We start from the raw sequence: 20076 nt of genomic DNA, 5'->3' as shown, positions 1-20076 counted from the left end.
GGCCCTGGTACATGCCAACGTACCAGGGCCTGTTTGGCCTTTACTGCCCGCCGGAAGGCAATAAGATAGTTCCTATACTAACTCTAAAAGGCTATGACAAAGGCTCCTTAAGACGTTGTATCACGTGTGATTCTATGCGGCGGGGCCGGCCGGTGCCGGGGTCCAGTAAAACCCACCAGGTTTGGGCTTCGCACAGCAGTACATTATCGGAGATGCGCTCTATCCGGGTAAACCGCTGCGACAAGGCCCCGCGCACGTCGCCCAGCCAGGTAGAACAGCGCAGCTCTTCGCCCTCCAGTGCCGGGCGCAAATACTTTATGCGGTGCTCCTGCACCACCCATATGTACTTCTCCCGCTCTCCGGAAGGGAAAGCAGCCAGCCAGTGGGCTCCGGCGGTGTCCTGTACCCAGCGCACGTACTGCACGTTGTTGGCGTGGTTCAGCTCATCAATATCCGACGGTTGCACCCGGATGATATGGGAGAAGAAAAAGGGTGCGGGAGCTGGTACCGGCATAGAGTGCAAAATAAAGTTGGGTTAAGTACAGACAACAACTGATAACTAGGTGGAACTTCTAAGAGAAGTTGTATATTTGACGCAACTTAAGAAGATGAGTCTCGCTTAGCTTGCCGAATAAACAAGGTTTCAGCAGTAGTACAGTACCCATTTCTTAACGAAACCTTATATCCTTCCAACATGCAGACGGGAACTGTAAAATTCTTCAACGACGCCAAAGGCTTCGGATTTATCAAAAACGACGAAACTGGCGAAGACATCTTCGTACACGTAACGAACCTGCTCGTAGACGAGATTCGTGAAAACGACAAAGTTCAGTACGAAGTAGCTCAGGGCAAAAAAGGCCTGAACGCTGTGAAAGTACAGCTGGCTTAGTCTAGTCGTCGTTAGTTATCTAAGAACTAGAAACGACCTTTAAAAGGCACTCCTCAGGAGTGCCTTTTTTTTATGCCGTGAATAGTAGCGCGAAGCGCCGGCTTCGCGCACGAGCAGCGCGAGTTACTACGGCGTTAGTACAAGCGGCGCGTTTCCGGCTATTCGCTGCGCTCGTGCGCGAAGCCGGCGCTTCGCGCTACTATCCATCTGGCGCTTCGCGCTGTAATAGAACCTCAGTTCGCAGGATATTTCGGCGGCTATCCATTATTCTGCTCGTAAAGGATAGATGCATAATTCAAGCTCATCTGGCAAAATTGTAATCTTTTACGTACCTTTGCAGCCGCATTGAGAACGGCCCTGTTCCGCGCAGCTGTAGCTGCCCAGTAAAAAATTGTAGGCCGGCTTTATCTTCCGTCCGTTGCTTCCGTCACTTGTCGTTGTTGTAGAGTGGGAGAAGAGCGTCGCTGAATTCGCTGTTTTCAGAGCTATACACTCTCCATAACCATCGACATGGAAAAAGAATCGGAAAAAATGAAGTTCAGTGAGCTGACGCTCTCTGAAGAAATGCAGCGCGCTATTGCGGAAGTAGGCTACGAAGAAGCATCCCCCATTCAGGCCGCCGGTATTCCGGTGTTGCTGCAGGGCCGCGACGTAATTGGCCAGGCCCAGACGGGTACCGGCAAAACGGCCGCCTTCTCCATCCCCGCCATTGAGCGCATTGATACGGACTCCCGCGAAGTGCAGTGCCTGGTGCTCTGCCCCACCCGCGAGCTGGCCGTACAGGTATCAGGCGAAATCCAGAAACTGGGTAAATACAAGAAAGGCCTGGCCGTAGTGCCAATCTATGGCGGCTCCAGCTACGACCGGCAGTTCCGCGCCCTGGAGCGCGGTGTGCAGATTGTAATTGGTACCCCTGGCCGCGTAATGGACCACATCGAACGTGGTACCCTGAAGCTCGACTCCTGCAAGATGATCATCCTCGATGAGGCCGACGAAATGCTGGACATGGGCTTCCGCGACGACATCGAGACGGTGCTCAAGAAAATGCCTGAGGACCGCCAGACGGTATTCTTCTCCGCCACGATGAGCAAGCCCATCATGGAGATGACCAAGCGCTACCAGAAGGATCCGCAGATTGTGAAGGTAAACCATCAGGAAATGACGGTTACCAACATCGAGCAGAGCTACTTCGAGGTGCGTGGTCCCCAGAAGAAGGACGTCCTGACGCGCCTCATCGACATGTACAACATCAAGTCGGGCATCGTCTTCGCAAACACGAAGCGCATGGTAGACGAGATTGTGGGCGACCTGCAGGCGAAAGGCTATTTCGCCGAAGGTCTGCACGGCGACATGGGCCAGCAGCAGCGCCAGAACACGCTGGATAAATTCCGCAAAGGCACCCTCGAAATCCTGGTAGCTACCGACGTAGCCGCCCGCGGCATCGACGTGGACAACGTGGAAGTAGTAGTGAACTACGACCTGCCCGCCGACGAAGAATACTACGTGCACCGCATTGGCCGTACCGGCCGCGCTGGTAAACTGGGCAAAGCCTTCACCTTCGTGAGCGGCCGCGACATTTACAAGCTGCGCGACATCATGCGCTTCACTAAAGCCACCATCAAGCAGGAGCGCGTGCCTTCCTTTGAAGATGTGTCGGAGGTGAAAACCACCCTCATGCTGAACTCCATTAAGGAGGTCATTGTGAAGGGCAACCTGGACAAATATCTGGCCCGCGTACAGCGCCTCATCGATCAGGACCAGGAAGAGGCAGTAACGTCACTTGACATTGCCGCCGCCCTGCTCAAAATGACGATGAAGGAAGACAAGCGTGCGCAGGAAAGTCTGGATGCCAGCCGCACCCAGGGTGCTGCCCGCGCCGGCTTCACGCGCCTCTTCGTTACCATGGGTAAGAAGGACCGTTTGCACCCCCGCGACATTGTAGACCTGATTGCCGAGAACACCAGCCTCACGGCCGGCAAAGTAGGGGACATTGCCCTGTACGACAAGTTTAGCTTTGTAGAAGTACCGAATGATTTCGTACAGGAAATCATTGACCAGCTGGGTCGCAGCTCCATTCAGGGCCGCCCGGTAGCTTTCAACATTGCTACGCCGCGCCAGGAAGGTGATGCGCAGCAGGAAGGCAACACCCGCGGCTTCGGTGGCGCCAATGAGAACCGTCCGGCCCGTCGTGGTCCCGGTGGATTTGGCGGCGAGCGTCGCGAAGGCGGCAGCAGCTACGGCGGTGGCTACAAAGGTGGTGACCGGCGCGAAGGTGGCAGCGGCTACGGTGGAAACCGTGGCGGCAGCAGCTATGGCGGTGGCTACAAAGGTGGCGAGCGTCGCGAAGGCGGCAGCAGCTACGGCGGTAACCGCGGTGGCAGCAGCTACGGTGGCGGCTACAAAGGCGGCAGCGGCTCCGGCGGCGGCTACAAAGGCAAGCGCGACGGCGGCTACGGCGAATAGAACAAACCATATTATATGGATGGGTAAACGGATAACACCCATTATGTGCGTGTTACCTCCATCAAGGCCAACAAAAAAGCCCCTCATTTGAGGGGCTTTTTTGTTGATAGAATTTATCGAACGGTATCCGTTATATCCGGTTACCAATCCGTTAAATCTGAGGGCTTACTTAGCCGAGTCGCGCATGGCCCGGATGTTATTGTGCGCTTCCTGCACACCCTGGTACTGCTTTTCAATCACAGTTTTCAACGTGCCGGGCAGGTCCTGGGCTTTCAGGGCCGTCTGATAAGCGGTTTTGGCGTAGTCTTCCCCACGCTCGCACTCACTCAGAATGCTCTTGTTGTCTTTGCTGGTGAGGGCACCTTTCAGATTAATCCAGGCCCGGTGTACGGTGCCGGTGATGGAGCTTTCTTCGTCTGGCTTCAGGTCCAGCTTAAACATCTGGTCTTCCAGCTCCGTGATATAGCTGGCCCGCTGGGCGGCATATTTCTTAAACGTGTCTTTCAGCTGTGCATCTTCCACGTCGGTCATGGCTTCAGCATAGCCTTTCTGGCCGTCCTTTAGAGTTTCAATCAGTTCGTTTACGAGGGCCTGGGTTGCTTTGGCTTCCATGGGGTAGGAGTTTAGGAGTTGAGGTTCTAGGTTGTGTCTCCCTTTACTGCCGACTTGCCCGGAAGGTTGCAAAGTTGCACTTATCAGCTTTGCTATAGCACCAGATTGGGCCAGGCACCTTCTGGGTTAAGAAGGTGCCTCGTGAAATCAAGCGCATGCCTGATGCAGCCGCGTTATCCGGCACCGGCCCTTTTCCTGATTTAACGGTTATTTATTCAGTTGCGGTAATACTGCATTGGCCATAGCCTGGCCGGCCAGATACCCGGTGGTCCAGGCGGCCTGGAAATTGAAGCCGCCCGTTATACCGTCAATATCAAGCACTTCGCCGGCAAAATATAATCCCGGCACCAGGCGGCTTTCCATGGTTTTCATGTTGACTTCGGCCAGCGGAATGCCGCCGCAGGTCACAAACTCTTCCTTGTAAGTGGTTTTGCCCCGCACGGCCAAAGGCTGGCGCAACAGTACCTCTATGAGCCGGTTTTGCTGCTTGGCAGGAAGGTCACTCCAGCGGGTTTCCGGGCCTATGCCTGCCAGTTCCGTAAGGGCGCGCCACAACCGTTGAGGGAGCCCCAGCAAGGCGTTGCTGACTACGCCTTTGCGGCCGTTTTCCGCACGAAAAGTGTGCAGCCAATCGCGCAAGGTTTCCTCGGTATATTCCGGAATCCAGTTGATAAGAGCCGTACCCGTGTAGCCCAGCTGGGCCAGGCGGCGCGCTCCCCAGGCCGAGAGTTTGAGCACGGCGGGGCCACTTATACCCCAGTGCGTAATGAGCAGCGGGCCCTGGTATTCCAGCTTCTCGCCGGCCAGCACCACGCGCGCCTGCGGCACGCTCACGCCCGGCAGCTCTTTGAGCGGCGACTGTGGCACGTTGAAGGTAAACAAAGACGGAACCGGCGCTTCCACGCTGTGCGCCAGGGCCTGCAGCCAGGCATACTGCTCCGCTTTGGGTGCGCCGCCGGTGGCAACCAGCAACTTGTCTACCGCCAGTGGCTCCGCTTGATTTCCGCTCAGATGCAGCCGGAATCCACCCTCGGGCTGGGGTTCAATTCGCTCTACAGCCGTGTGCGTAAGAATGCGCACGCCTGCTTTGCGCGCGGCTTCCAGTAAGCATTGCGCAATGGTTTCGGAGGAATCCGTAACGGGAAACATCCGGCCATCCGCTTCGGTCTTCAGCGGCACACCGCGGCTGGCAAACCAACGCACCGTGTCCGGCGCGCCAAACTGCTTGAAGGGTTCTTTCAGCTGTTTGGCACCGCGGGGATAGTGCTGCACCAGCTGTGCGGGGGTGTCGGCGGCGTGGGTTACGTTGCAGCGCCCGCCACCGGATATGCGCACTTTGCTGAGCAGCTTGCCGGTTTTCTCCAGCAGATACACCGTCAGTAGGGGGTTGGCTTCGGCGCAGGCAATAGCCCCGAAGAAGCCAGCCGCGCCGCCGCCCAGAACGGCTACAGTATGAGTTACATTCGTCACCCGGCAAAGGTACGCCACGGCTGGCGCCCGAGCTGCGTTTTAGCAAAAAGCAAGGGCGGCCACTACATCATCATACCGGAACTGATAGCCGGTTGCCGCCCGTAAATTGCTGCTGCTGATGGTTTTGCTGCCTTCCAGAGAATCCATAGCAAAGGTGGGTGGTGCCAGCCCCAATGACTGGGCCGCCAGTGGGTAAAACTCCCGGCGCAGAGGATGCTGCGCGGCGCAGGCATTAAAGGTTTGGGCCGGCTGTGGGTTTTCAATCAAGGTATGCAGCACGCCCACACAATCATCTAAATGAATCAGGTTGACCGGCGCCGTTCCCTGCGGCAACTCCTGGCGCCCCGCCAGGAAGCGGCCTGGCGCCCGGCCCGGCCCCATTAGCCCCGCCATGCGAATAACGGTGGTGCTGATACCGGGCAAGTTCTGAAAAAGTGCCTCGGCCTGTAACATCTCCGAGGTGGAATCGGCGGAAGCCACGGCATCCTGTTCCTCCATCGTGCGGTTAGCTTCCGGATACACGCCAGTAGAGCTGACAAAAAGGATCTGCTTTACCTGCGAACCAACCACGGCCGCCGCTACGGGGCGGAGTAAATCCAAATACGGAATGCCTTGTTTAGCCCTCGGCGGGACGTTGAGCACCAAGATGTCGGCTTTGGAAAATAACCGCTGCAGCGTACTATCAGTAGCCGAAAGGGTGGGGCTGAGCTGCAGCAGATGGGCGCTGATTCCGGCTTCTTTCAGTAAAGGCAGGCGCTCGGGGGAGGTAGTAGTGCCGATAACGGAGTAGCCGTGTGCCAGCAGGTGCTTGGCCAGGGGGAGGCCCAGCCAGCCGCAGCCTAATACTGCTATGGTTTGTGGCGAGTCAGCGGAAGTGGGAGAAGGAAGCATCGGACAAAAGTCGGAAAAAGCTATTACTACTTTTCTGCAGGAAGCCGCGGCAATTTGCGTAATTGCGCTGCTTGCATCCTATTTTGATTTAAACCCCACTCACCCATGGCCTCTACGCATCCCTATGCCCAACCCATGCTCCGCGACAATGCCCTTCAAGGAAAAACTATTGTTGTAACGGGTGGTGGCACCGGCCTGGGCCGCGCCATGACCACGTATTTCCTGCAGCTGGGCGCCAACGTCACCATTACCAGCCGTAAGCTGGAGGTGCTGGAAAAAACCGCCACCGAACTGCGCGAGCAAACCGGCGGCAACGTGCTGGCCGTGCAGTGCGACGTGCGCAAGTACGATGAAGTAGAAGCCATGCTCCAGCGCACCATTGACACCTTTGGCGGGGCAGATGTGCTGCTGAACAACGCGGCCGGCAACTTTATCAGCCCTACGGAGCGCCTCAGCCACAAGGCGTTTGATGTCATAGTAGATATCGTTCTGAAAGGCTCCTACAACTGCACGCTGGCCTTTGGCAAGCGCTGGATAGCGGAAAAAAAGCCCGGTACCATTCTCAATATTGTTACTACCTATGCTTCCGTAGGCTCGGCCTATGTGGTGCCCTCCGCGGCGGCCAAAGCCGGCGTACTGGCCATGACCCGCTCCTTGGCCGTGGAATGGGCTAAATACGGAATCCGTTCCAACGCCATTGCACCCGGCCCTTTCCCCACCGAAGGCGCCTGGAGCCGCTTGTTTCCGGAGCCGCTGGCCAAAAAGCTGGACCCCGCCGCTTCCGTGCCGCTCAAGCGCGTGGGCGAACACCAGGAACTGGCCAACCTGGCCGCCTATCTGGTATCCGACTTCTCTGCCTACATGAACGGCGAGGTAGTGACCATTGACGGCGGCGAGTGGCTGAACGGGGCTGGCGAGTTTAATAAGCTGGAAGCTATTCCGGCTCCCATGTGGGACGAAATTGAAAAAGCCATGCGCCGCTAAATCACTTATTCATTCGGATTAGACGGATGTAACGGACTTTGTGGACGACTATTCCCGATAACAAAAAAGCCTCGCAGTCTGCGAGGCTTTTTTTGTTAGGACTTAATTAAAGTGGAATCAATTCCATCCGTAAACAATCTGTAGAATCTGCGGGCCGTGAAATCCAGGTGAAGCCGTGGTTACAGCTTGTAGCCTTTATAATCCTTACTGAATTCGGCCCCTGGAATAGGCTGATTGGCAATGACATCGAAAAACTCGAATTTCTCGAACAGACCTTTGTCATCAAATACCTGCACGGCCATGGGCAGGAACATCTTCTGATCCACGCACACAATGGTGCGGCGGCCGTAGGCGTTGGGCACCTGCAGGGTGCGGCCGGCGGCTACCACTTCGGTGGGGCTGAGGTGGTTGCGTTCCAGAATGCGGTACTCGCCACTGCCAAATTTATCGGCAATCTGGGCGGGGGTTTCGGGCTTGGTTACTTTATAGCTGACGTAGCGGAACTGAGGAAAATCGGAGCGGAGAATAAAGCACGGGCGCCCGGCTACCAACGTGTCGCCGGCGTAGCGGAAGCTCCGCTCAAACTCCTGATCCTGGCGCTTGCCGGAGCCGTGCAGGATTTCGGCAATAGTGCCAAAGCCGGCATCCAACACACTGTGGTGTTGATTTTTGCGCATCAGCGTGCCGTTGGGGTCCAGGCTAAGGGTCACGTAGGGAAAGCTGTTGGGATACACCCAGGCATCACCATCGTTCTGCCCATGCACCCAAAGCACTTCAATGCCTTTCTGGTTGCGCAGATAAACGCGCAGCGGAGCGTAGGCAATTTTCATTTGCGTGCGCGCCTGCTGGTAGTTTCCCCCAATGCGTTCCTGGGCCCGCACATTACAGCGCAGGGTTTTGAGGTTGCTGATAGAAGAGCTCAGGCGGGTAACCAGCTGGGCGGTGGTTATTTTTTCGGCCGGAGCAGAGGCTGCGCCCAGCAAAGTTGCCAGGATAATAGCCAGAGAAGTTTGCCGAAGAATACGCGTCATAGACAATTGAAAACAAAACACATAAGCAGGCCTTCTGCATAAACCAGGCCGAAGCCCGGCAAGCAGAAATATACCTAATTCAGACTGATGCGAGGAAACCGGGAGGCCGAACTATCAAACAAAAACAGCTCATCAATTTCAATCTGCTTAAAGAACCGGTACAGGGGCAGCTGCTCTACAATAGCCCGAACAGCTTCGCTGGACGGTCCGTTCATCGTTATCCAGCCCCGGGAACGGTCGGCGCTGATGGCATACACCTCTACCACGCTTTGCTCAATCAGCTGATTGACAAAGGTGCGGTGAGCCGGAATAAGGGCAACAAACTCCTCATCGAAGAACTCCGGGAGCCGCACCGATACAACGAACTTGGACATAGAAGCTAGAGACACTTGGTTAGCTAACGCCGGATACAAGTGGAAAGTTGACTGCCCGCCGCGGGAGTAACTTTTTTGGCCTATATCCGATAGAGCACCCATGCACTTCGTCGTAATTACTCCCACGCACAACCGCCTGCAGTTTCTGCCGGAAGCCGTTGCCAGCGTAAGGGCCAGCGTGCTGGCTCCGCTTAAAATTTCCGCTGAACACCTCATTTGTGAAAATGCCTGCACCGATGGCTCAGCCAGCTGGCTGCAGGAAGCCGCCGGGCAACCGGGTTTAGCGCTCCGTTACTGGCCCAGCCAGCAAAAGCTGCTGCCCGGCCCGGCCCGCAACCTACTGATAAAGCACGCCCCTGCCGATGCCTGGATTGTACCCCTGGACGACGACGACCTGCTGCTGCAGCGCACTCTCTACCATTATGGCGCGGAAGTGACCCGCAACCCCGCCGCCCAATGGTTTGTGGCTGATTTTCTGCGCATTGACCAGGAACGGCGCTACCTGCCCAACGAGGATTATTACGCCTGGCAGTTTGATTCTCCGGCTGATATGCTGCGCGCTATTTTTAAAGCCGAGCATTTTATTCAGGGCAACGTCTGCTACAGCCACGCCTTGTTTCAGGAGGTGAAAGGGTACGATGAGGAGCTGGCCATGGCCGAAGATCTGGACCTGTACGTGCGGTTTCTGCTGGCCGGGCACCTGCCCGTTATTTGTCCGCACATCAGCCACCTGCACCGCTTTCATACCAGCAACATCAGCATAGGAGTAGATGCCGACAAGCATGGCCACGACCTACAAGTGCTGTATGATAAGTATGCGACGCAGCTGGCCGCCGTAGGCGTAGAGTGGCCATAAGCCTAGGGCTGCTTATACAGTACCCCACCTTTCATCACCAGCTGCACGCGGCGCAGGACCTGAATATCCTGCGTGGGGTTTCCCTGCACGGCTATAATATCGGCCAGCAGACCGGGGGCCAGGCGGCCACGGTCTGGTAGGTGGAAGAGGCGGGCGTTGCCGCTGGTGAGGCCCGCCACTACGGCCTGCGGCTTCATTCCGTATTCGTGCACCAGCAGCTCGGCCTCCCGGGCATTGTCGCCGTGGGTGAACACGCCTACATCGCCGCCAATGGCCAGGGCTACTCCACTGCGCAGGGCCGCGGCCATGCTGCGGCGCTTTTCCTGAATGCGCTCCGGCTCCGGGTCCTGGCCTTTGCGCCAGCCTTTGTACTGGGCGCTGGCGTCGCCGGCGGCTACGGTGGGGCAGAGGGCCACGCCTTTTTTCTTCATCAGCTGAAACACTTCCAGCGTGCCGCCGTCGCCGTGCTCAATGGTTTCTACGCCGGCCAGCATGGCGCGGCGCATGCCTTCCGGAGTGCTGGCGTGGGCTACCACGGGGCGGCCGGCGCTCCGGGCCGTCTGCACAAGGAGGGTAAGCTCCTCCTGGGAAAAAGTAGGCCGACTGGGCTCATCTTTGCCCCAGCGGTAGTCGGCGTATACTTTAACAATATCAACTCCCTTGCCTATCTGCTCCCGCACAGCCCGCACAAGGCCATCAATTCCATCAGCTTCCTGCGCCCCCTGTGGTACGGCAACATCAGCCGTAAGCTTGGGGCCGTAGCTGCCGGTGGCCACCAGCGCCGGGCCGGCTACCAGCATACGCGGCCCCGGGATAATACCTTCGTTGATAGCCTGCTTTAGCGAGACATCGGCGTAGCCGGCGCCTTCCGTACCCAGGTCGCGGGTAGTGGTGAAGCCGGCCAGCAGGGTTTTCTGGGCATGCACCGTAGCGCGGGCAACCCGCAGCGCCTGGGATTCCTGCATCACCTGCTCATTCCAGGTGGCCTCGTTGTAGGGGTGCAGCAGCAGGTGGGAGTGGCCCTCAATTAAGCCCGGCAGTAAGGTGAGCCCGGGCAGCTCCAAGGTGTGCGCCCCCGCTGGTGCCGTAATCCGGTCGGCCGGTCCGCAGGCTTTTATCCTGTCGCCTTCCACTAGTACTACCCAGCCAGGATGCAGGGTTTCGCCATCAAAAATGGCCTCGGGCTGTAGCAGAATGCTGGTAGTGGCCGTCTGACCGGCCGTCTGAAAACTAAACAGCAAGAGACAGAGCATCAGGCGGAAAGCGTGCCTTAGCCGGATGTGCGGAAACAAGGAGTATACCATAGCAGCACGAAGGAAACGAAAAGCGCCGCCTTCCCCAATGGAAGACGGCGCCCAACGCAAATAAAGTAAAGTCGGAAGGCGGTGCTTAGGAATGACCCAGCTCTGCCACCGCACCGGTTATGGTAGCATCGGTAGCGGCGGGCACGGCCGCGGCAACGGCCGCAGCCTCAGTTGCGTGGGTACGTTCCCATTCCTGGAAGCTGACCAGCTCATCCCGGAACTTGCTGATAAACCAGCTGATCAGAGCCAGATCATCCATCAGACCCACAACCGGAATAAAGTCAGGCACCAGGTCCAGCGGGGAGAGAACGTACAGCAGCACGGCCAGCCCGGAAATAATGGTGCTGGTTTCGATGCGGCGGTAAGTGCCCGTTACATAAGCGTTTACCAACCGGATGAGGGTGCGCACCATGTCAATGGTTTGCTGGAAGGGGCCTTTTTTGCTGTTTTCATCATCCAGCTTGGCGGCAACTTCGCGCAGGGCAACGGCTACGGCAAAGGGTTTGCCCAGCAGCCGGGTAGCCCGTTTTAAGAACAGGCTGAACACGGCATTCTTGGCAATTTTCACCCCTTTTTCGGCAAGAGTTGACATAAGGAAATAAATCGAATGGAAAGAAGAGTACGACTGCATGTACGTGCCAGTGGGCCAGGTGTTGTTGCCGGCAGAAGCGCATAAAAAAAGCCCACCGAAACCGGCGGGCTTTTTTAAAAGTGTCAGAGGAGCTTATTGCTTCTGCAAACGCTGGGTATACACCTTGCTACCGCTGGTGATGCGAAGGATATACAGGCCGGAGCGCAGCTTGCTGAACTGCTGGTTCAGGCGCTGATTTACCTGTTCCAGAGTGCCGGTAGCTTCTACCACCGTGCGGCCATCAATGGCGCTTACCTGCAGGCGTACTGCCTGAGCGCCAGCCTGGGCCAACTGCAGCCGTACGGCGGTGCTGGCGGGGTTGGGGTACACGCTCAGCAGGCGGTTCTGCGCTGCCGCGGCCTGTTTGTTAGGCAGGGCAACGTTGGCCGTATTGTAGCGCGTCATCACCGGATAGTGGTCGGTGGTGGTGGTGCCGTAGTTCTCAATCATGGCGGCTACATCCGTGCGGATGCGGGCGGAGCCGGGCAGGTAGAACTGCGCCATCTCATTGGACAGCACCACGTGGTCGATGATATCATTGTAGGAAACCGTCGACTTTTCGCCGGCCAGGCTGAGGGGCAGCGTAACGGCCGTGTAGTTGGTAGCATCCTCGGTGAAAGCGCTGTAAGAAGAAGCCGTGGTGCTGATACCGGTGGTAATGGTTTTATCCAGGTCGTCGTTGAAGTCGCCGAGGATAATCACATTCTTGGTAGCAAAGTCGGCGTCCAGCTTGGCCTTCAGGGCTTCCGCACCCTTTTTGCGCCGGTCGTAGGACTCGGCCAGAGGCGTTACGTTGGCTTTGGCGTGAATCAGGATGAAGTTGATGCGCTGCGTTACATTGTTCAGGGTTACATCAGCCTCCATCAGGTAAGGGAAGCGGCCCGATGCCCAGTAGCCGTAATCGTCGCAGGAGGTGCAGCGCAGCAGGCCGGTGAACGTAGGGTTCTTCACCACGGAGGCGCGGTATACAAAGGCCAGCTTCTGGGCCTTGGCATATGAGTTATCATCGGTTACGTTAGAGCCAAAGTCCGACACCATGTACTTATAGCCACCCAGCTGCCGTACAATGGTGCCCAGGCGTACGGTATCCACTACTTCGGCCAGCGCAAATACATCGGCATTCAGCTCCTTCAGAATCTTGGCGGCGTTTTCCTGCTGCAGGTTGTCATCTTTGGGATTCTGATCAGGCGAGCCAAACCATTCCATGTTCCAGTTAACAACTTCCAGGGTCTGGGCTGCCTCAATGGTGTTGCCCTGCAGGGCTACCGTAGCGCTGGTGGCGCCTTCCGAGGCAATGGTCACAGTGCCTTTGTAGGTGGCCATGGATACGGTAGGCATAAACAGAACCTTCACCGTAACCTTGCCCTGGGCCGCTTCGGCGGGGGTATAGGTAAGGGAAGAAACGAAGTTGGTGGTGCCATCTTTGGAGAGCACAAACTCCGGGTTGCTGGAGATGATAGTGGCGTTGGCCGTGAGGTTTTTCAGCGTGGCCACAAAGGTCTTGTTACCACCGGTGTTCACCAACTGATAGCCGAAGTCCAATAGCTCGGGGGTGGCGGCCAGGATGGTGGCGGCCGGCGTGCTGGATTTGCGCAGGCGCACATCGTCCAGCGTCCAGCGGGCGGCGCCGGTGGTGGTGCTGGTGTAAACAAAGGCCAGGTATACGGTTTTGCCTTTGTAGGCCGAGAGGTCGATGTCGCCGGAATCCATCCAGGTGTCGCCGGTGGCGAAATCAGCATTCAGGTCGGTCCAGGTTACGCCGGTGGCGTTAGGGTCGCCGGTGCCGGTGTAGTTGGTAGAAACCCGCAGCGCCAGGCCGGGGCCGGTAAAGGCCACGCGGCTCCAGAACGAGAGCAGGGGATAATCGGTAGCACTCAGCGCCAAAGCCGGCGAGATAAGCCAGTCTTCGTTTTCCTTATTGCCGCTGGAATAGCCGTTGATCTGCACGCCATAAGGCTTGCTGTCTTTGCCGGCAGCATCGGCGGCATCATGACCAAAAGTGGTGCAGGCCCAGGTCTGGGTGCCCGTTACGCTGTAGGCCATCCAGCCATCGAAGTCCGTGCCGGAGCAGTCATCAAAGGAGAAAAGGTTGTCGTTGGGGTCAACCCCGTAGCCCTTCACAGTTACCGTTTTATCATTGGCGCCGGTGCTGGCGTTGGTGATGGTACCCGAAACCGTGCCGCTGGCAGTGGGGGTGAACCGCACATACACGGGCAGGCCGGCCGTAAGCTCCGCCGGCGTAAAGGTGACCGAAGTAGCAAACGTAGTATTGTCTTTTGATACCTCAAAAGGGGCAGGAGCCGTCACAGTTGCATCGGCGGTCAGGCTGGCGGCAGTGAGGGTATAAGGAACACCGGCGGAGGCGGCCCCTATGGTCTGGCGGCCCAGATTCAGGGTGTTAGGCGTTACGGACAGGGTAGGGGTGGTAGAAGTGCCCGCCGTCCAGCTCAGCGAGAAATCATCAATGGCAGTAGAGGCACGGCTGCCCGAGCCGGAAGTAGAAGCCAGAGCAACAATGCGAATCCATACCGGGCCGGTTTGGTTATCCAGCTTATTTTCAAAGTCAACGGTAATGGTGTTGTTAGAGAAGGTACTGCCACCCGTGGTTACTGTGCTGCCTACTGCGGTAAAGGCAGACGGTGTAGCACCCACGCCATAATCAACTACCCAGGTAGTGGTACGGGTGGAGGCCACATCCAACGACTGCAGCTTAAAGCTTAGGTTGAAGTTGGTTTTCCCCGTGGTGTTCTCAATCGTAAAAACAAAAGCCCCGCCGGGGTCACCAACGGAGCCAGTCTGGCGCAGACCCAGTGCCCGATCTGTGGAGGCATCCTGCTCTGTTGCGGTAGCGGTCTGCGTAAGACCATCAGCGGAAGCAAAGTTTTTGAAAGCGCCGCTGGTGTTATTCCAGGCCACTTTAGCCGTGCTAAAGGTAGCAACCGGTGTTCCCGGGGCCGTAGCACTTGCTCCCGTATAAACCGAGAAGCCCGTGGGAAGCTCCGTTCCGATACCATCAAAGGTTTCCGTGTAGGGGCTGGTACCCAGGGATACCTGAGCCATGGCGCTACCGGCGGAAAGCAGCACCGCCGCACAGCCCGTCAGGTACCGAAAGAGTAAAGTGTTTTTCATGCGTAATGGATTAAGAATTACTGAAAAGCAAAAGTACTGGCCCAAAAATAGTCTAAGATTAAGGGAATGTTACCAAAACGAGGATTTATTAAATATATGCTAATGCAGGTAGCATCTGATTGGGTGAATATGCTTCATGAATAATGGCTGCCAGGCATCCGTTTTGCCAACTCTCTGTACATTGTCCTGCATTTCATGTTTCCCCTCCGTTATCCAGCCGCATGCTTACCAACCGCCCCACTGCCGGCCAGTACGCCCCCTACTACGATACCTACGTTCGCCTGATTCCGGCCGACGCCGACCCCCTGGCCTTTCTGGAGCAGCAACCCCGGGAGCTACGCCAGCTTCTGGAGCCCCTCACCGATGATCAGGCTCTGTTTGCCTACGCGCCCGGCAAATGGACTATTAAAGAGTCGTTGGTGCACATGATGGATACGGAGCGCATTTTCGCCTACCGCGCGTTACGCATTGCGCGCGGCGACCAGCAGCCGCTGCCCGGCTTCGATCAGGACAGCTACGTGCCCGCCTCCGGAGCGAATGCCCGCGTCCTGACCGATATTCTGCAGGAGTATGATACCGTGCGGGCTGCCACGCTCAGCCTGTTGCGCTCTTTCCAGCCCGATGCCTTTGAGCGCCTGGGCTCCGCCAGCAATAACCCGGTAAGCGTGCAGGCCCTGGCCTATATTATTCCCGGCCATGAGGCCCACCACCTGCAATTGCTGCGCGAGCGGTATTTGCCGGCCCTGAAATAGGCCCCTCCACAACACAGAAAGCCGCCTTCTCGTTAGGCACTAAAACCCGATTTACTTACCTCAGTCCTCTCCATCATGGCAAAAGCACAAGAACCCCGCAAAGAAAAAAAGAAGGAGCCTGCTAAAACAACTAAGGAAAAGAAGGCCGCTAAGGAAGAGAAGAAAAAAGCCCGCGACAGCCGCCAGGATTAACTTTTCGACATAATACAGCCGCCGCCAGATTTACCAGATCTGGCGGCGGCTGTGTTTGTAACTCATTAGGACTGGCCAGTACTGCTGTCAGGAACGATTCTGATAACAGACCAGCTTGGCACTTACAGCGTGTAGTACACTTCTTTCTGTTTGTCGTGGTGCTTGATGTAGCCGTGCAGCGTGAGCTTAATGAGGGTGCGGTGGGCGCGGCGCTGGCCAATGTTGAGCAGCTTCATGTACTGCGCCAGCGTAATCCGCGGATTTTTGCTGAGATAATCCAGCACGGCCAGCTCCTCCTTATTTAAAGGCAGCTTCTCCAGGCCGGGCGCGTCATCCAGCGTCAGGGATTTTTCAGTGAGCTGACTGGTTTGCACACTTTCGTCGCGCACGCGCACATAGCCACGCCAGTCGCCATCGGCCACCTGCGCCCGGTGGGGCTTGTGCGCACTCTCGCGCACCGTTACAATTAGTACGGTGCGGCCATCTTCCTCCACTTCCTCAAAGGCCAGCGGCACCGGTGGGTCTGTGTACAACTCTGAGGCCAGCCGCAACACATACATTTCCTCCTCAGGTTCGCGCACGCCCACCACGCGTCCATCATCATCTACCCCCACCAGCACCTGGCCGCCGTGCGTGTTAGCCAACGATACGATGGTGCGGGCAATGCGGGTAGGGTGGGTGGTTTTCTTTTTGAATTCCAGCCGTTCCCCCTCGCCCTGCGCAATCAACTCCAGCAGTTCAGACATGGGAAATAGTAAATGACGAGGCCTGAAAAAGTGGTAATAACCAGTACCGCTACAACAGCTCAGCAGCACGGCGGTTAATCTGATTTGGCCGCCTGGCGAGCTTACTCCATACCGGTTTCTTCTTCTGAAATGCGCCAAAGCCGGCTGGCTTCGGCTCGGCTCTGGGCTTTGGCGGAGCTGCGGCCGGGCTTATTTCGCTTGAAATATTTACCGCTGATGCGCGCTACCTCCGGGGCGGAGGCCAGATAAATGCTGGTTTGGGCCCCCCGCTCGGTACTGATCATAAACGGCAGGGCCATGTACCACATCGATTTCATCAGCAACGGCGTTTGCGGGTTCATCAATCCTGAGTTCACCATGCCGGGGTGTACGCAATTGGCCGTAATGCCCGTGAGCTCCAGGCGGTGAGCCAGCTCGTTGGTAAACAGAATATTAGCCAGCTTGGAATCACAGTAAGCTGTAATGGCGCTGTATTTATGCGGGTCGTTGCGGGCTTCCTGCGAGGCTTCAATCTGGCCCAGCCAATGCGCTTCTGAGGCCAGCGTAATAATGCGGGCCTGTTCCGCCGCCATCAGCTGGGGTAGCAATAAGTTGGTCAGCGTAAACACCGACAGATGGTTTGTTACCCAGCTCAGCTCATGGCCTTCTTCGGTCACGGTAAGCGGCCCGGGCATAATGCCGGCATTATTAATCAACACATCCAGCCGGGGGTAGCGCCGGGCCACCTCGGCGGCCAGGGTGCGCACGTTGCGCAGCAGGGATAAGTCGCACAGCAGTACATCCACGGGGGTTTCCGGCCCGGCGGCCTCCTGCACCGTGGCCCGGGCCAGCTCGGCTTTTTCCGGGTTGCGGCACACCAGCACCAGGCGGGCGCCTTGCCGGGCCAGCTGCCGGGCCGTAGCCAGGCCAATACCCCCCGAGGCCCCGGTAATCAAAACCGTTTTGCCGTGCATGTCAGAAATGGAGGGGGAGGAGGCCATTGGAAATAAAAAATCGAAACTCTGCCGCATAAACGTGTAAAGACGGGCCCTGAGTTTACCATTTATTGATTTTTAGCAAAACAAAATGCCGCTCCCCGGAGAGAGCGGCATTTTGTTTGTGGAAAGCGAAGCTGATGAAACCTAGAAAGGCAGGTCGTTGTCGTCGTCGCCGGCAATAGGAGCCGCCGAAGGCTGAGCGCGCAGATTCTGGTTCTGGTTGGCAGCCGGACGTGGTGCGGCTTGCTGCTGATTGTAGCCACCAGCTGAAGCACCACCGCCGCTGGCACCACCGGAAGCGGGTTCCAGCTTCCAGGCTTCCAGGTTGGTGAAGTACAGCATCTGGCCGTTTTTGTTGAAGCCGCGGCCGCGCAGGTTAAAAGTTACCTTAACTTCGTCGCCCACTTTGTATTGGTCGATGAGAGCGGTTTTGTCTTGTACCAACTGGAATTTGATATGCTCAGGGTACTGGCCATCTATAACTTCCAGCACGAATTCGCGCTTGCGGAATTTCTCGCTCACCTGCTGCTCGTCAAAAATTTCGTGCAGGCGGCCGGTAGCATCGTAAGCCATAAGAAAGGATAGTTTGGGGAAGTGAAAACAGTAGGTCAAACCTACGAAAAAAAAATGACCCTACCGGCACCTGGGCTGTCAACTTGCCCGGCCCGGGGCCGTAGGCTTAGCTACGTATTTTTCACCTTGCAGGTAGTACTCTTATGATAAATGAATTGGCGCTGGCCTTACACGGCGGGGCCGGAACCATAGCACGGGCCCGCATGACGGCTGCCCAGGAACAAGCTTACCGCACCGCGCTGCAGTCGGCCCTGGAAATTGGCTATGCGGTACTGGAGGCCGGTGGGCCCGCCCTCGATGCCGTGGAAATGGCTGTCCGCTCGCTGGAAGACTGCCCTTTGTTTAATGCCGGCCGCGGCGCCGTGTTCACCCACGATGGCCACCACGAAATGGATGCCGCCATTATGGACGGCCGCAACCGCGCCGCCGGCGCGGTTGCCGGCGTGCGCACCGTGAAAAACCCCATTCAGGCCGCCCGCCTGGTGATGGAGCATACGGAGCACGTACTGCTGGCCTGGCCCGGCGCCGATGAGCTGGCCAAGGAGCACGGCCTGCCTACGCAACCCGCCGCCTACTTTTTTACCCAGCACCGCTACGACCAGTTACAGGAGGCCATTCTGGAGGGCCGCGTACGTCTGGACCATAGCCAGGCGGTAAAAGAGCCGGCGCCCCTGGTAGAGCCCGGCGCTTTCCCGGAAGATCCCAAAAAGAAGATGGGCACCGTGGGCGCCGTAGCCCGCGACCGGTATGGCAACCTGGCCGCCGCCACCAGCACCGGCGGCATGACCAACAAGCGCTACTCCCGCATCGGCGACTCGCCCGTTATCGGGGCCGGTACCTTTGCCGATAACGCTACCTGCGCCATCAGTTGCACCGGGCACGGCGAGTTTTTCCTGCGCGCCGTAGTGGCCCATGATATTTCCTGCCTCATGGAATACCGCGGCCTAAGTTTGGCAGAAGCCTGCCGCATTGTGGTGCACGATAAGCTGGCGCCGGTGGGGGCGAGGGCGGCCTGGTGGCGGTAGATGCCGCTGGCAACATCTCTTTGCCCTTCAACTCCGAAGGAATGTACCGGGCCAGCCGCACCTCTAACTCTCCCCTGGAAATTGGTATTTACGCCGACTAGCTACTCCTTATATATATAGGTGCATTGTGGCTGCCTGTTTCAGCCCAACAAAAAAGCCCGGCATCCTGTCTCGGACGCCGGGCTTTTTTATTGGGCTGAAGGAGGGACTAATGGCCCGCGTGCGAGCTTTCCGCCAGCGTAAGCATGTGTTGCTGGTGCGTTTGCCGGTCGCAGTAAAAGCGCCGTTCCTCGATATCATACACGTTGCCTTTCGCCAGCACGTGCATCGTCATACCTTCCAAAGAAAGGGCAGTGCCATTCTTCACGGTAGGGGCGTTGTTATGGCCTATGTTGTGGCCATCCATAATAATAACCAGGTTGGAGCCGATGGTTTCAATCAGATTGCCATCTGTAATCAGCACGCCGGTATCCTCGCCCAGGCCAATGCCAATGAGCTTGTGATGCAGGCTGACGGCTTCAATCAAACGGCCAAAGCGGCCCCGCTTTACAAAGTGGGAGTCAATCACCACATCATCAATCAGGGCCAGGCCGGTTCCGATTTTAACGGCACCTTTCAGAAGGGCATCCGGCACACTACCGCCGGTAATCATGATTTGCGACATAGCCATGGCGCCGGCACTTGTGCCAGCCACCACAAAGTTGGGCTCCGTGTAATAGCGGCTGGTCAGCAGGTCCAGAAACGGGCTGTCGCCAAACATTTGTTTCAGCCGGGACTGATTGCCCCCGCTGAACATGATAATGTCGCAGGTGCGCAGGCGCTCCAGGTATTCCGGCAGGCGCGCGTCTTCCGGGGTGCGGATATCCATCACGCCCACATTGTGGCAGTTCAGCATCCCGAAGGATGACGTGTAGATAGTACCCACTTCCACCGGAATCATGGAAGCCGTGGTCACCACCTCAATGCGCGGGTCGGTTTTGTGCGACTCGGTTACCACCCGCTTCAGAATGCCCAGCTCAAAGAAATTGAGGTAGTACTTCTTCCGTACCCGGGGGCTGGAGTAAGTGCCCTTATCTTCATTGCCTCCAACGGCAATCAGTTTCCCAAGAGGTTTTTGTGTTTTCAATTCAAATACTACTTTATTACTCAACAAGGCAAAGCTAGTACCTGCAGGCAA

The 20076-nt window shown here is 57.1% G+C and carries 19 protein-coding genes; 6 read left to right on the top strand and 13 right to left on the bottom strand.

Going from position 1 to position 20076, the window contains the following annotated elements:
• Positions 1–91: 91 nt before the first annotated feature.
• The gene (locus PK28_RS11030; RefSeq protein WP_044513834.1) at positions 92–514 is read right to left on the bottom strand and encodes an acyl-CoA thioesterase; all 423 of its coding nucleotides are present in this window, start codon (positions 512–514) and stop codon (positions 92–94) included.
• Positions 515–694: 180 nt separating this feature from the next.
• Between PK28_RS11030 and PK28_RS11025 the strand changes: the two genes are divergently transcribed.
• Together PK28_RS11025 and PK28_RS11020 are read left to right on the top strand one after the other, a co-directional pair.
• The gene (locus PK28_RS11025; protein WP_044513832.1) at positions 695–889 is read left to right on the top strand and encodes a cold-shock protein; all 195 of its coding nucleotides are present in this window, start codon (positions 695–697) and stop codon (positions 887–889) included.
• Positions 890–1399: 510 nt separating this feature from the next.
• A complete protein-coding gene (locus PK28_RS11020) occupies positions 1400–3352 on the top strand; it encodes a DEAD/DEAH box helicase (protein ID WP_044513830.1) in 1953 nt (650 codons plus the stop codon).
• Between the two features lie 165 nt (positions 3353–3517).
• Here PK28_RS11020 and PK28_RS11015 read toward each other — a convergent pair whose 3' ends face one another.
• From PK28_RS11015 to PK28_RS11005, 3 genes are all read right to left on the bottom strand, one after another.
• Positions 3518–3964, bottom strand: coding sequence for a PA2169 family four-helix-bundle protein (locus tag PK28_RS11015; protein WP_044513827.1), 447 nt, complete (start codon positions 3962–3964; stop codon positions 3518–3520).
• Between the two features lie 207 nt (positions 3965–4171).
• Positions 4172–5434, bottom strand: coding sequence for a BaiN/RdsA family NAD(P)/FAD-dependent oxidoreductase (locus PK28_RS11010; RefSeq protein ID WP_044513824.1), 1263 nt, complete (start codon positions 5432–5434; stop codon positions 4172–4174).
• A gap of 39 nt (positions 5435–5473) precedes the next feature.
• Positions 5474–6325, bottom strand: coding sequence for an SDR family oxidoreductase (locus PK28_RS11005; RefSeq protein WP_044513822.1), 852 nt, complete (start codon positions 6323–6325; stop codon positions 5474–5476).
• Positions 6326–6430: 105 nt separating this feature from the next.
• Here PK28_RS11005 and PK28_RS11000 point away from each other — a divergent pair, with 105 nt between their 5' ends.
• The gene (locus PK28_RS11000) at positions 6431–7309 is read left to right on the top strand and encodes an SDR family oxidoreductase (protein ID WP_044513820.1); all 879 of its coding nucleotides are present in this window, start codon (positions 6431–6433) and stop codon (positions 7307–7309) included.
• 179 nt (positions 7310–7488) lie between these two features.
• On the opposite strand, the gene PK28_RS10995 is transcribed toward PK28_RS11000, so the two are convergent.
• Positions 7489–8340: a LysM peptidoglycan-binding domain-containing protein gene (locus PK28_RS10995; protein ID WP_044513817.1), complete on the bottom strand. Its 852-nt coding sequence runs from the start codon at positions 8338–8340 to the stop codon at positions 7489–7491.
• Between the two features lie 74 nt (positions 8341–8414).
• A complete protein-coding gene (locus PK28_RS10990; RefSeq protein WP_044513814.1) occupies positions 8415–8714 on the bottom strand; it encodes a YciI family protein in 300 nt (99 codons plus the stop codon).
• A gap of 100 nt (positions 8715–8814) precedes the next feature.
• On the opposite strand from PK28_RS10990, the gene PK28_RS10985 reads away from it, so the two are divergent.
• Positions 8815–9570: a glycosyltransferase family 2 protein gene (locus PK28_RS10985; RefSeq protein ID WP_044513812.1), complete on the top strand. Its 756-nt coding sequence runs from the start codon at positions 8815–8817 to the stop codon at positions 9568–9570.
• 2 nt (positions 9571–9572) lie between these two features.
• Here PK28_RS10985 and PK28_RS10980 read toward each other — a convergent pair whose 3' ends face one another.
• From PK28_RS10980 to PK28_RS10970, 3 genes are all read right to left on the bottom strand, one after another.
• Positions 9573–10874, bottom strand: coding sequence for a metal-dependent hydrolase family protein (locus PK28_RS10980; protein WP_410471225.1), 1302 nt, complete (start codon positions 10872–10874; stop codon positions 9573–9575).
• Between the two features lie 85 nt (positions 10875–10959).
• Positions 10960–11466 carry a YkvA family protein gene (locus PK28_RS10975; protein ID WP_197070403.1) on the bottom strand — a complete coding sequence of 169 codons (507 nt, stop codon included), beginning with the start codon at positions 11464–11466 and terminating at the stop codon, positions 10960–10962.
• Between the two features lie 132 nt (positions 11467–11598).
• Entirely contained in the window at positions 11599–14634 is a 3036-nt protein-coding gene (locus tag PK28_RS10970) for a T9SS-dependent choice-of-anchor J family protein (RefSeq protein WP_044513809.1), read from the bottom strand.
• A 221-nt stretch (positions 14635–14855) separates the two neighbouring features.
• Between PK28_RS10970 and PK28_RS10965 the strand changes: the two genes are divergently transcribed.
• Positions 14856–15386 carry a DinB family protein gene (locus PK28_RS10965; RefSeq protein ID WP_044513806.1) on the top strand — a complete coding sequence of 177 codons (531 nt, stop codon included), beginning with the start codon at positions 14856–14858 and terminating at the stop codon, positions 15384–15386.
• Between the two features lie 314 nt (positions 15387–15700).
• Here PK28_RS10965 and PK28_RS10960 read toward each other — a convergent pair whose 3' ends face one another.
• The 3 genes from PK28_RS10960 to PK28_RS10950 all read right to left on the bottom strand — a co-directional run bounded on the left by PK28_RS10960 (position 15701) and on the right by PK28_RS10950 (position 17874).
• The gene (locus tag PK28_RS10960) at positions 15701–16324 is read right to left on the bottom strand and encodes an AlbA family DNA-binding domain-containing protein (protein ID WP_044513804.1); all 624 of its coding nucleotides are present in this window, start codon (positions 16322–16324) and stop codon (positions 15701–15703) included.
• 101 nt (positions 16325–16425) lie between these two features.
• Positions 16426–17304: an SDR family oxidoreductase gene (locus tag PK28_RS10955; RefSeq protein WP_197070402.1), complete on the bottom strand. Its 879-nt coding sequence runs from the start codon at positions 17302–17304 to the stop codon at positions 16426–16428.
• 141 nt (positions 17305–17445) lie between these two features.
• Entirely contained in the window at positions 17446–17874 is a 429-nt protein-coding gene (locus PK28_RS10950; protein ID WP_044513802.1) for a DUF3127 domain-containing protein, read from the bottom strand.
• Between the two features lie 143 nt (positions 17875–18017).
• Between PK28_RS10950 and PK28_RS10945 the strand changes: the two genes are divergently transcribed.
• Entirely contained in the window at positions 18018–18899 is an 882-nt protein-coding gene (locus PK28_RS10945) for an isoaspartyl peptidase/L-asparaginase family protein (protein WP_231576142.1), read from the top strand.
• 208 nt (positions 18900–19107) lie between these two features.
• On the opposite strand, the gene PK28_RS10940 is transcribed toward PK28_RS10945, so the two are convergent.
• Positions 19108–20025, bottom strand: a complete 918-nt coding sequence (locus PK28_RS10940) for a cyanophycinase (protein ID WP_044516861.1) — start codon at positions 20023–20025, stop codon at positions 19108–19110.
• Positions 20026–20076: the final 51 nt, after the last annotated feature.

Source organism: Hymenobacter sp. DG25B (genome assembly GCF_000801315.1).
Taxonomy (GTDB): Bacteria; Bacteroidota; Bacteroidia; order Cytophagales; family Hymenobacteraceae; genus Hymenobacter.
Note: the sequence above shows the minus strand (reverse complement) of the source record. Positions and strands in the feature narration are given on the sequence as shown.